At 70.0% G+C, this 10,804-nt stretch carries 12 protein-coding genes; 5 read left to right on the plus strand and 7 right to left on the minus strand.

Annotated features, from left to right (window positions below; genetic code table 11):
* Positions 1–139 precede the first annotated feature (139 nt).
* The 3 genes from ACUW6W_RS11325 to cmtR form a co-directional block, all read right to left on the minus strand.
* Positions 140–613: a signal peptidase II gene (locus ACUW6W_RS11325; RefSeq protein WP_227718746.1), complete on the minus strand. Its 474-nt coding sequence runs from the start codon at positions 611–613 to the stop codon at positions 140–142.
* A 180-nt stretch (positions 614–793) separates the two neighbouring features.
* Positions 794–2,749: a heavy metal translocating P-type ATPase gene (locus ACUW6W_RS11330; RefSeq protein WP_170721174.1), complete on the minus strand. Its 1,956-nt coding sequence runs from the start codon at positions 2,747–2,749 to the stop codon at positions 794–796.
* The gene (gene cmtR, locus ACUW6W_RS11335; protein WP_060775722.1) at positions 2,746–3,108 is read right to left on the minus strand and encodes a Cd(II)/Pb(II)-sensing metalloregulatory transcriptional regulator CmtR; all 363 of its coding nucleotides are present in this window, start codon (positions 3,106–3,108) and stop codon (positions 2,746–2,748) included. The genes ACUW6W_RS11330 and cmtR overlap by 4 nt, the downstream gene beginning before the upstream one ends.
* Positions 3,109–3,260: 152 nt before the next feature.
* On the opposite strand from cmtR, the gene ACUW6W_RS11340 reads away from it, so the two are divergent.
* The 5 genes from ACUW6W_RS11340 (at position 3,261) to ACUW6W_RS11360 (ending at position 6,870) form a co-directional block, all read left to right on the plus strand.
* Complete coding sequence (locus ACUW6W_RS11340; RefSeq protein WP_036313837.1) at positions 3,261–4,010, plus strand: cytochrome c biogenesis CcdA family protein; 750 nt, start codon at positions 3,261–3,263, stop codon at positions 4,008–4,010.
* A gap of 42 nt (positions 4,011–4,052) precedes the next feature.
* Complete coding sequence (locus tag ACUW6W_RS11345) at positions 4,053–4,778, plus strand: DsbA family protein (RefSeq protein WP_081097719.1); 726 nt, start codon at positions 4,053–4,055, stop codon at positions 4,776–4,778.
* Between the two features lie 61 nt (positions 4,779–4,839).
* Complete coding sequence (locus ACUW6W_RS11350) at positions 4,840–5,499, plus strand: vitamin K epoxide reductase family protein (RefSeq protein WP_036313831.1); 660 nt, start codon at positions 4,840–4,842, stop codon at positions 5,497–5,499.
* Positions 5,500–5,553: 54 nt separating this feature from the next.
* Positions 5,554–5,931 (plus strand): ArsR/SmtB family transcription factor, encoded by a 378-nt coding sequence (locus ACUW6W_RS11355; RefSeq protein WP_036313828.1) that lies wholly within the window; start codon positions 5,554–5,556, stop codon positions 5,929–5,931.
* 30 nt (positions 5,932–5,961) lie between these two features.
* Positions 5,962–6,870 (plus strand): cation diffusion facilitator family transporter, encoded by a 909-nt coding sequence (locus ACUW6W_RS11360; protein WP_036313825.1) that lies wholly within the window; start codon positions 5,962–5,964, stop codon positions 6,868–6,870.
* A 205-nt stretch (positions 6,871–7,075) separates the two neighbouring features.
* On the opposite strand, the gene ACUW6W_RS11365 is transcribed toward ACUW6W_RS11360, so the two are convergent.
* From ACUW6W_RS11365 to ACUW6W_RS11380, 4 genes are all read right to left on the minus strand, one after another.
* A complete protein-coding gene (locus ACUW6W_RS11365) occupies positions 7,076–7,693 on the minus strand; it encodes a recombinase family protein (protein WP_036313821.1) in 618 nt (205 codons plus the stop codon).
* 124 nt (positions 7,694–7,817) lie between these two features.
* Positions 7,818–8,984 (minus strand): TniQ family protein, encoded by a 1,167-nt coding sequence (locus ACUW6W_RS11370; RefSeq protein ID WP_080981719.1) that lies wholly within the window; start codon positions 8,982–8,984, stop codon positions 7,818–7,820.
* Entirely contained in the window at positions 8,981–9,898 is a 918-nt protein-coding gene (locus ACUW6W_RS11375) for a TniB family NTP-binding protein (protein ID WP_060973728.1), read from the minus strand. The genes ACUW6W_RS11370 and ACUW6W_RS11375 overlap by 4 nt, the downstream gene beginning before the upstream one ends.
* Positions 9,892–10,632: a Mu transposase C-terminal domain-containing protein gene (locus tag ACUW6W_RS11380; RefSeq protein WP_454180185.1), complete on the minus strand. Its 741-nt coding sequence runs from the start codon at positions 10,630–10,632 to the stop codon at positions 9,892–9,894. Before ACUW6W_RS11380 ends, ACUW6W_RS11375 begins: the two co-directional genes overlap by 7 nt.
* Positions 10,633–10,804: the final 172 nt, after the last annotated feature.

Genomic DNA, 10,804 nt, shown 5'->3' on the forward strand with positions numbered 1-10,804 from the left:
CAACTACCATCGGCCTCATACCTCCTGCGGGGACGCCCCGCCAACCTCGTTGGCCCCGGCACGAGTCAACAACGTCATGACCTCTTACACCTAGGGGGGACCGACTGCAGCGGGCCGCGGAGGGGAGTCCTAGTAGTGGTTATCGCGCGGCGTCGACGGTGCCCCGGTCGGGCACCGTGGCGGTCAGGAGGACCGCGGCCAGCGCCCCGCCGACAATGAAGATGTCCGCGATGTTGCCGATGAACCAGTTCCCGTAGGCGAGGAAGTCCACCACGTGGCCTTGCCCGAATGACGGTGGGCGCAGGAGCCGGTCACCCAGGTGGGAAGTCACCGCGCCGCCGAGACACCCGATCACGATCGCCCAGGACACGGTACGGACCCGGAGGGTGAACCAGATCGCCGCGGCGACCGCCACCGCCGAGATGATGGTGAAGATCCAGGTCGAGTTGGCCCCGAACGAGAAGGCCGCCCCGGGGTTGTAGGCCAGCTGGAGCCCGAGCAGCTCACCCAGGAGCGGGACTCGCTCGCCCGTGGACAGGCTGTTCTCCGCCCACCACTTGGTCACCTGGTCCAGGACCACTACGCCGGCCCCGATCGCAATGGTCAAGAGCACCAGGGGGTACCTGCGCCGGTGGTTCATTCGTGTCCTTTCGCGATGCGCCCGTTTCCCGGCGCCTCAGTGGATCTGCTGACCCCGGCGCGACCTGTGAAATCGCTGGCAGGTACCGGATGGACCGGACAGGTCGGGTCTCACCGGGCCTGGGCGTCTCTGTCCCGCAGGCACGGTAGGAGCTCATCCCGTGGTGGCGGGTTGGGCTTGCCGGTCGGTGAGGGGTTCCAGGGCGGTGCGTCGGGTGGTGGCGGCGCGCAGGCCGTTGCCGATGACGATGACCTCGGCGACCTCGTGGACCAGGACCACGGCGGCCAGGCCGAGGACGCCGGTGATGGCCAGCGGCAGCAGCACGGCGATGATCAGCAGCGAGAGAATGATGTTCTGATTGATGATGGCCCGGCCGCGGCGGGCGTGGGCCAGAGCTTGGGGGATCAGGCGCAGGTCGTGGCCGGTGAAGGCGACATCGGCGGATTCGATGGCTGCGTCCGAGCCGGTGGCGCCCATGGCGATGCCGACCTCGGCGGCGGCCAGGGCGGGAGAGTCGTTGATGCCGTCACCGATCATCGCGGTGGGCCGGGTGCCGGTCAACTGGTGGACGGCGGTGGCCTTGTCCTCGGGGCGCAACTCGGCGCGCACGTCGTCGATGCCGGCCTGGTCGGCGATCGCCCGGGCGGTGCGGGCGTTGTCCCCGGTGAGCATGGTCAGGTCGATGCCCTGGCCGGTCAGGGTGGTCACGACGGTGGGGACCTCAGGGCGCAGTTCGTCACGGACCCCGATGGCCCCGGCGACCGCCCCGTCGCGGTGGATGATGACCACGGTCATGCCCTGGTCCTCCAGCCCCTGGACCTGGGCCGCCAGGGGGCCGGGGGCCAGCCAGCGGGGGCTGCCGACGGTGACGGTAGCCCCGTCCAGGCGGCCGGTGATCCCGTGCCCGGCGGTCTCGGTGACGCCCTCGGCCGCGGGCGTGTCCGGGGTGGCGGCGGTGATGGCCGCGGCCAACGGGTGGGTGCTGTGCTGTTCCAGTGCCGCGGCCCAGCCCAGCACTTGGTCCTCGGTGATGCCGGGGGCGGCGAGCACGGCGGTGACGGTGGGCTGGTTGCGGGTCAGGGTCCCGGTCTTGTCCACCGCCAGGTGGCGGATCCCGCCGAGGCGCTCGAAGGCGGCCCCGGATTTGATGACCACCCCGAACCGGCTGGCCGCGCCGATCGCCGAGACCACGGTGACCGGCACCGCGATGGCCAGCGCGCAGGGCGAGGCGGCCACCAACACCACCAGGGCGCGGGTGATCCACAGTTCCGGGTCCCCGAGCAGGGACCCGAGGGCCGCGACGAGCACGGCCAGGATGAGCACCCCGGGCACCAGGGGCTTCGCGATCCGGTCGGCCAGCCGGGCCCGGTCCCCCTTCTCGGCCTGGGCCTGTTCGACCAGGTGCACGATGGTGGTCAGGGAGTTGTCGGTGCCGGCGGCGGTGGCGTCAATCTCCAGGGCCCCGGCGGTATTGATCGACCCGGCCGAGACGGTGTCTCCCGGGCCGACCTCGACCGGGATGGACTCGCCGGTGATCGCCGAGGTGTCCAGGGAACTGCGCCCGGTACGCACGATCCCGTCGGTGGCGACCCGTTCCCCGGGCCGGACCACGAGCACCTGCCCGGGTCGCAGGTCCTTGGCCTCGACCTCCACCGTGGCCCCGCCGGCCCGGATGGTCGCGGTCTCGGGCACCAGTTTCAGCAGGGCGCGCAGGCCCGCCCGGGCCCGGTCCATGGCCTTGTCTTCCAGGGCCTCGGCGATGGAGTACAGGAACGCCAGGGCGGCGGCCTCCTCGATGTAGCCCAGGATCACCGCGCCGATGGCGCTGATCGTCATCAGCAGTCCGATCCCGAGCCGGCCCCGGGTGAACAATCCGCGCAGCGCCCCGGGCACGAAGGTCCAGGCGCCCAGCACCAGCCCGACCCAGAACACCACCGTGGCCACGAGACCGGCCCCGGACCATTCCAGGACCAGCCCGGTGAGGAACGCCAGCCCGGAGAGCGCCGGGAGCAGGATGGCTGCATCGCGCCACCACGGCCGGTGCTCCTCGTGCTCCTCGGGTGCACCGGGAGTGGGGGTCGGGGCCTCGCAGCCGCAGGCGGCGCTCACGAGGCCACCTCCGCCGTGTCGCAGCACCCGGGTACCGGGCAGCCCGGGTCCAGGCAGGGCGCGGAGGCATCCACCGCGAGGGTCACCTCGAGCAGACTGCTCAGCGCCCGGGCCAGGTGCGCATCGACGATCGCGTACCGGGTGCGGCGGCCCTGGTGCTCGACGGCCACGATCCCGCAGTCCCGCAGGCAGGCCAGGTGGTTCGACACGTTCGACCGGCTCAGCCCCAGGGCCTGGGCCAGCTCGGCCGGATACCCGGGGCCCTCCAGCAGGGACAGCAGGATCCGGGATCGGGTGGGGTCGGCCATCGCCCGGCCCAGCCGGTTCATCACGTCCAACCGTGTCGCAATCGTCAGCATGTGGTGAACTATACAGCCTGCACTGTAGTCTCTTGCGGGGTTTCGCCCGGGCCGGGCGACCCCGATCGATTGAATCAGTGAGGACCCTCCGTGACTGCCCGTTGCTGCCCCACCTTCCCGCATCGCCGCTGCCGGGGCCGAGGAGGACGGCCATGAGCCTGGGTGGGTTCTTCGCCGAGATGGTCCAGTCCGGGGCACTGCTGGTGGCGATGCCGCTGGCCGTGGTCGCCGGGCTGGTGTCCTTCCTCTCCCCGTGCATCTTGCCGCTGGTGCCCGGATACCTGGGGTATGTCTCCGGGCTGGCCGACCCGCGCCGGGCGGACAACCGGCGCCGGGTGATGACCGGGGTGGGACTGTTCATTATGGGCTTCGCCGCGGTGTTCACCCTCTACGGGGCCGCCTTCGGGGTGATCGGCGGGTGGCTGTTGCAGTGGCAGGACGCGCTGATCCGGGCCTTGGGGGTGTTCGTGATCCTGATGGGCCTGGTGCTCATCGGCTGGCTGCCGTTCCTGCAGAACACCCGGCGGATGTCCTTCCAGCCCAGGACCGGGATCGCCGGGGCCCCGCTGCTCGGGGTGGTCTTCGGCCTGGGCTGGACCCCGTGTATGGGCCCGACCCTCAGCGCCGTGCTGGCGTTGAGCACCACCACCGGGGACCCCTGGCGCGGGGCCCTGCTGGGCTTCCTCTACTGTCTGGGCCTGGGCATCCCCTTCGTGCTGGTGGCGATGGGCCTGGACTGGGTCACCCGAACGCTGGGCTTCGTCCGCCGCCACATCCGCGCCTTCAACATCATCGGCGGGGTACTGCTGGTGCTCGTCGGGGTGCTGATGGTCACCGGGATCTGGACCCTGTGGATCTACCAGCTGCAGAACCTGGCCGGCACCTTCACCACCCCCGTCTAACCCCGCCCGCACACGCCCCCCACCTCACGGATTGGACCGCTCGTGACTTCCCCTGACCCCACCGCTTCCACCCCGTCCCGGCAGCGCCGGGCCAAGATCGTGGTCTGGGTGCTGCTGGGCCTGGTCGTGGCCGCCGCCCTCATCGGTTACCTTGTGGCCCGCGGGACCGCCACCGCCCAGCAGCAGGACCCCAACCAGTCCACCGCCCAGTCCACCGGGCAGTCGACTGGGTCTGCCGGTCAGTTGGTGCGGGAGAATAGCCGGGTGCTCTCGCAGGCCCCCAATGAGAAGGCCGTGCTGGTGGAGTTCCTGGACTTCGAGTGCGAGGCCTGCGCGGCGGCTTACCCCTTCGTGGAGGACCTGCGCGCCGAGTATGCGGACACCGTGACCTTCGTGCACCGGTACTTCCCGCTGCCGGGCCACCCGAACTCGGTCACCGCGGCCATCGCCGTGGAGGCCGCTGCCCAGCAGGGCGCCTACGAGTCGATGTACCAGAAGATGTTCGAGACCCAGACCGAGTGGAGCCACACCACGGAGGACCGCAGCCCGGTCTTCCGGGCCTACGCCGAAGAGTTGGGCCTGGACATGGCCGCCTACGATGCCGCGGTGGCCGACCCGGCCACCCGGGACCGGGTCGAGCTGGACGTGGCCGACGGCACCGCCCTGGGCGTGGCCGGGACCCCGACCTTCTACCTCGACGGTGAGCCGCTCACCGTGAACAGCCTGGAAGAGTTCACCGCCGCCGTCGAGGCCGCCACCCAGGACTGACCGCCCGGACCATCCGCGGCCACCCGGGCCAGAGCAGAGGACCGAGAGCAAAGGACTTCCCATGACCGACCGGCTCACCGAGCCCACCGCCCCGAGCGCCGCCTCCCCAGTATCGGCAGCCGGCCCGGCGCCGGCCCCGGCGTGGTTCACCGGGCGCCGGGCCTTCGGCCTGGTGCTGCTCGTCACCGGCGCCGTCGGCTGGATCGCCTCGGCGACCCTGGTCCTCGAACGCCTCGCCCTCTACGAGAACCCCGGCCACACCACCAGCTGTGACATCAACCCCTGGGTGTCCTGCGGACGGGTCATGGGCACCTGGCAGTCCGAGCTGTTCGGCTTCCCCAACCCGCTGATCGGCATCGTCGCCTTCGCCGTGGTGATCTCCACCGCGATGGTCGTGCTCTCCGGGGCCCGGCCCGGCCGCGGGTACTGGCTCGGGCTGCAGGCCGGGGTCACCCTCGGGATAGGGTTCGTGGCCTGGCTGTGGTTCCAGGCCCTGTACGAGATCTACATCCTCTGCCTGTACTGCATGATCGTCTGGGCGGCCATGATCCCCCTGTTCCTCCTGCTCACCGCCCGCAACCTCGCCCACGGCGTGATCCCCGCCCCGCCGGGGGTGGTCCGGTTCGCCACCGGCTGGGCCGGGACCCTCATCGCCGTCGCCTACGTCGCCGTCGCCGGCTCGGTCTTCGTCCAGTTCCTCCCCGCCTTCACCGGCTTCTGACCGGTCCTGGGGCGCGACCTCGCCATTATCGACTGAAGGCGCTATCATCGTCGTATGACGATGATTAAGGAGCCGGGGGTGTCCCCGGCGGCGGGCCTGGGCCCGGCGGCGGCGCTGTTCCACGGGTTCTCCGACCCCACCCGGTTGGCGATCCTGCGGCACCTGGCCACCGGGGAGCACAAGGTGCGCGAGCTGACCGAGCACCTCGGGTTGGCCCAGTCCACGGTCAGTGCGCACCTGGCCTGCCTGGCCGGCTGCGGGTTGGTGGCCTCCCGGCCGGTGGGCCGGGCCTCGCTGTACGCCCTGGCCGCCGAGCCCGAGCTGCTTCAGGTGCTGGCCGCCGCCGAGCGGCTGCTGACGGTCACCGGGCACGCGGTCGAGCTCTGCCCACACTCCGGCACCCCGGGCCCCGACGGCCCCGCCGCGGCCTGAGCCCGGTCCCGGAGAAGGAGGACACAGTTAATGGGTGCACACCACCACGCCTCGCCGGCGCACCGCTGGCGGCTGGCGGTCGCTTTCGCCATCACCACGGCGGTGCTGCTGGCCGAGGTGGCCGGGGCGCTGATCACCGGCAGCCTGGCCCTACTGGTGGACGCGGCGCACATGCTCACCGACGCTGGCGGGTTGCTGATGGCCCTGCTGGCCTCCACCCTGATGGCCCGGCCGCCCACGGCCCGGCGCACCTGGGGGTTCCTGCGCGCCGAGGTGTTGGCCGCCCTGGCCCAGGCCGCCATCCTGCTGGCCGTGGGTCTCTACGCCTTCATCGAGGGCCTGCAGCGACTGTTCGCCCCGCCCGAGGTAGCCTCCGGCCCTCTGCTGCTGTTCGGGATCCTCGGCTTGGCCGGTAACCTCGCCTCGCTGGCCGTCCTCGGCTCCGGCCGCGGGGCCAACCTGAACATGCGCGCCGCGTTCCTGGAGGTCCTCAACGATGCGCTGGGCTCGGTGGCCGTGATCGCCAGCGCCCTGGTCATCGCCACCACCGGCTGGGCGCAGGCCGACGCCGTGGCCGGGATGCTCATCGCCGTGTTGATTGTGCCCCGCACCCTGAAGATCCTGGCCGAGGCCGCGCACATCCTGCTCGAATCCACCCCCCGGGACCTGGACCTCGCCGAGGTTCGGGACCACCTTGAAGCGGTGCCGCACGTGGTGTCCGTGCACGACCTGCACGCCTCCCAGATCGCCACCGGGGTCCCCGTGCTCAGCGCCCACGTCGTCGTCGAGGACCACTGCTTCCACGACGGGCACGCCCCCCAGATCCTGGACCAGCTCCAACACTGCGTCGCCGAGCACTTCGACGTGGCGATCGACCACTCCACCTTCCAACTCGAACCCGCCGCCCACGCCCACCACGAACACCCCACCCACCACTGACCCAGTGGGGCTGGTTGAGCAATAGACGCGTCCGCAGGAGGAACCCCCCACCGGACACACCCGCAGCCGACATGGATGAACAGTGGCACGCCACTAGGGACATCCCGCATGACCCGTCCGGTGGTCCGTCCCGCGACGGCACGTCATACGACACGCCCCCGGGTGGGTCACCATCGGCGGCACACAGCTCCGCAGCCCGCGGTGGTCATCGGCGTTGGGCCAGCACCTTCTGTCCGGCTTCGCGCAGTTCCCCCGTGGGTGAGACGTGGCGGTAGAGGGTCTGGCGGGTGATGCCCAGTTCCTTACACAGGGCACCGACGTTGGTGTCCTTGTTCCCCATCGAGGCCATCGCCAGGCGGATCTTGGCCGGGGTCATCTTGTAGGGCCGGCCGCCCTTGCGGCCTCGGGCCCGGGCCGAGGCCAGGCCGGCCTTGGTGCGTTCGGAGATCAGCTCGCGTTCGAACTCGGCCAGGGCGGCGAAGATCCCGAACACCAGCTTGCCGGAGGCGGTCGTGGTGTCAATCGCCGCCCCCTGGCCGGTGAGCACCTTCAGGCCCACGCCCCGCTCGGTGAGCTCGTGCACGATGTTGACCAGGTGGCGCAGGTCCCGGCCGAGTCGGTCCAGCTTCCACACCAGCAGGGTATCCCCGGCCCGCAGCGCTTTCAGGCACGCGGCCAGATGGGGACGGTCATCGCTCTTGCCGGAGGCCTTGTCCTCGTACAGAGCCTCCGGTTCCACGCCGGCTTCGAGCAGGGCGTCGCGTTGCAGGTCGGTGGCCTGGGAGCCGTCAGCCTTAGACACCCGCATGTACCCCACGAGCACCGCCCACCACCCCTGTCATTTATTCGATCGTTTATGTGACACGAGGCCCGCAGAGCGAGGTGTTGAGAAATATTGTCACGTAACCGGTCATTTATTCTACGTCTCGCAGACGGTCAAGGCGCAGCTATGGTGACAGGTAGTCCGAAGGGATGCCGAGCTCGGTGAAATTGCTCCGGACGCCTTGGATCACTTCGTCGTTGTCGCGGCGGTACATCGTGCAGAAGTTGAAGAGTTGGCGGGCGGTCTCGGGGGTGGTCCGGGCTTCCTCGACGACGGCCTGAAAGTTCTTTTTGATCTCCTGCCAACGGATGGCGGTGGGGTCCGTGGTTTGTTCGGTGCTGCCGGGGTCGCGGGAAATGTCCGGTTGGGGCAGGAACACCTCGGCTTCGCGTCCGGGGCAGGTCATGGCCCGGGTTTCGAGCAGGTGTATCGCGGTGGCGGCGGCTTCCAGGGACTGGAGTTGGCGCTGATCGGAGAGTTCCTCGTAGGGGCGCCACGGGCCCTGTCCGGCGCGGACCGGGTGGCCGGTGCGGTCCCACACCTGTCGTGTCAGCCGGCCGGGTGCGCCGCATTCGATGATGGTCGCGCCGAGCTCGTCGAGCAGCGTCCTGAGTAGTCGGAACCAGAGGCCTGCGTGCACCCGGTGTCGGGGAAGGGCGACGGATCCTGTGGTCAGGGCCTGCCAGGTCCGCTGGTCCATGCTCCGGATCGCCGCCCCGACCGGTCGCGGCTCGGGCCTACCCGGCGAGACGTGCCAGAAGTCGTGGTAGCCCACCGGGCCGTTGTGGCGTTCGAGTCGGCAGTGGTGGACGGGGCAGGAGAGCATTAGGGGCACCAGCCACGCCAGTTGGTAGGGGCAGGGAGGGGTGGATTCCATGGTGCAGCGCGGACAGGCCCGGTGTTGCCAGCCGGCATCCGTGGGCAACCAGGCCCGCCAGTCCTCCACGGTACGGTCGCGTCTCCTTCCCCGGGGCAGCAGTACCGCCAGCTGGCGGGTATAGGTGGTGTAGGCCTTCGCCGCTGGCTCGAGTTGGTCCAGCAGCCAGGGGGTCTGCCCGCCGAGAGTCATGGCCCGTATGGTGTCGGTTCCGGTTCTGGTGCGGCCGGCTAGCTGGTTGATGAATTCCTCCGGGGCGGCCACGTCCAGGTCCCCGGGGCGGGAGATGCAGAACCCGGTATCGAGAACGAGGTCCTCGACCTCGGCCCCGTAGCGGTGGGCTATCCGGCGCAGCCAGGAGGTGAGTGCCTCACCGGTGACCGGGGCCGGGTGCACCGGCCACCGAGTGCTCACAGCAGCTCGCGTTCGAAGACCCGGCGGCGTTCGGCCGGCCCGGTGTAGTTAGCCATCGTCAGGGTCCGGTGGTCGATGGCCTCGAGGCCGGACTCGACGGCGGCCACCGCGGCCGCGGTCAGCAGGTGGGCCAGCTCCCCGATGGTGCCCTCGCTGCGGGCCAGCAGGTAGCGGGCCATGTCCTCGGTGTCGATCACCGATGGTTTCCGGAGGGGGAAGGAGGCGGCGAAGCTGGCCAGCAGGGATCTCGCCTGGTCGTCGGCCTCCCAGAGCGGGAGCACGAAGGGTTCGAAGCGGTTCTCCAACTGGTCATCGGAGCGCACCGCCAGGTAGGCCTCGCGGGTGCCGACCCCGACCAGCGGGATGCGCAGTTCGTTGCCCAGAAACCGCAGTAGGTTCAGGAACTCCCGACGGGTGTCCCCGCGACCGGCCAGCACGTTGTGCAGCTCATCAACGACCAGCATCCGCGCCCCGACCTCGCGCAGCAGGGACAAGGCGAGGCGTTCGAGCTCCACCAGACGAGGCCGGGGCCGCAGGGGTGCGCCCAGGACGGACAGGATCGCGGTGTAGAACCGCAAGGGTGATGGTTCCGAGGGCATCTGCACGCACACCACCGGGACCTGCTCCCGGTCCGGTTCGGAGCTGGGCGGGTGCTGCCGGCGGAAGCGCTCGATGATCATCGACTTGCCGTTGTTTGTCGGGCCCACCAGTAGCAGGTTGGGCATGCGCTGCTTCGCCGGCCAGCCGAGCATGGTCTCCAGACGCTCGACGGCCTCGACCGCCTTCGGGTAGCCGATCCAGCGGTCCGCGCGGATCCGCTGGACCCGCTCGGCCGCCGGCAATCGCGCCACCGGCTGCGCGGCCGGGTGCAAGTGGGACAGCTCCAGCGGCTCGTACTCGTTGGCATTCACCATTGCTCGATCTCCCCGAACCGGGCCACCACATCCAAGTCCGTTGGTACGACCGGTGGTTCCGGCACCGGGGGCGTCGGCCTCGTAGTGGTCGTCCCGGTCTGGGTGCGGCGTTGCCTCTCGCGGCGGGTGTGCTTGGTGGTCTTCTGGGCGGTCTCGGAGATGGTGCGCATCTGCTCGATCATCCGGAACAGGCCCGACTCGTCGACTTCGGTGGCCCCACGCTCGCGCAGCCGGGCCAGAGCCTGCCGGTGCTCCCACACGCTGACCGCCGGGTTCGACAACGCCCGATACGGGACCTCGATGTACGCGGTGCCCTCGGGGTCCAGCACCCAGATGCGGCTGATATCGCGCGGATCCCGCCGGATGAGGAACCGCTCCAGGGCCTCGCGGCGTGCGATCCACGGCTTGAGCGCATTGGCGAAATAGTGGACATGGTCTAGAACAAACCCGGTGCGCGTGAGCTTGCGGCGGAACACGGGCAGAAAGTCCACTAAGAACGCCGTTGGGTTGGCCGTCGTCATCGGGGTACTGGTCGCTGCGACCGACTCGACCCACCGTCCGGCCGGGGTCTGGCCCAGCGTGGAGTGCACCGTGCCGTGGTAGGTCGCCACAGCCAACACCAGCCACCGCTCCAACTCGGCAATCGTCAGTGCGGCCATCTTCTCGGCGTCGTACGCTCCACGCTCGACTGGGTTCGAAAACGTGGTCCCCGGCAGCTCGTGGATCTGTCGCATGGCCGTGCCGATGACCCGCTCGAGTTGAGTCCCTGATAGTGGTGTAACCCTCCCCGGTCGCCAACACCGTCCCCTTCACGGACGCGGTCACCGTGGGAGCCTTCGAGCGAACCTTCCACAGCACTCTCGAAAGGACATCACCACGATGACCGCTCCACACATTGTCGACCCT

Source organism: Micrococcus sp. 093350064-1, assembly GCF_053627955.1.

Coding starts and splice junctions, on each gene's coding strand:
- cmtR (WP_060775722.1), bottom strand. CDS start 3,108: ATGCTGACGATTGCGACACGGTTGGACGTGATGAACCGGCTGGGCCGG.
- ACUW6W_RS11355 (WP_036313828.1), top strand. CDS start 5,554: ATGACGATGATTAAGGAGCCGGGGGTGTCCCCGGCGGCGGGCCTGGGC.
- ACUW6W_RS11375 (WP_060973728.1), bottom strand. CDS start 9,898: ATGGTGAATGCCAACGAGTACGAGCCGCTGGAGCTGTCCCACTTGCAC.
- ACUW6W_RS11360 (WP_036313825.1), top strand. CDS start 5,962: ATGGGTGCACACCACCACGCCTCGCCGGCGCACCGCTGGCGGCTGGCG.
- ACUW6W_RS11380 (WP_454180185.1), bottom strand. CDS start 10,632: ATGCGACAGATCCACGAGCTGCCGGGGACCACGTTTTCGAACCCAGTC.
- ACUW6W_RS11340 (WP_036313837.1), top strand. CDS start 3,261: ATGAGCCTGGGTGGGTTCTTCGCCGAGATGGTCCAGTCCGGGGCACTG.
- ACUW6W_RS11350 (WP_036313831.1), top strand. CDS start 4,840: ATGACCGACCGGCTCACCGAGCCCACCGCCCCGAGCGCCGCCTCCCCA.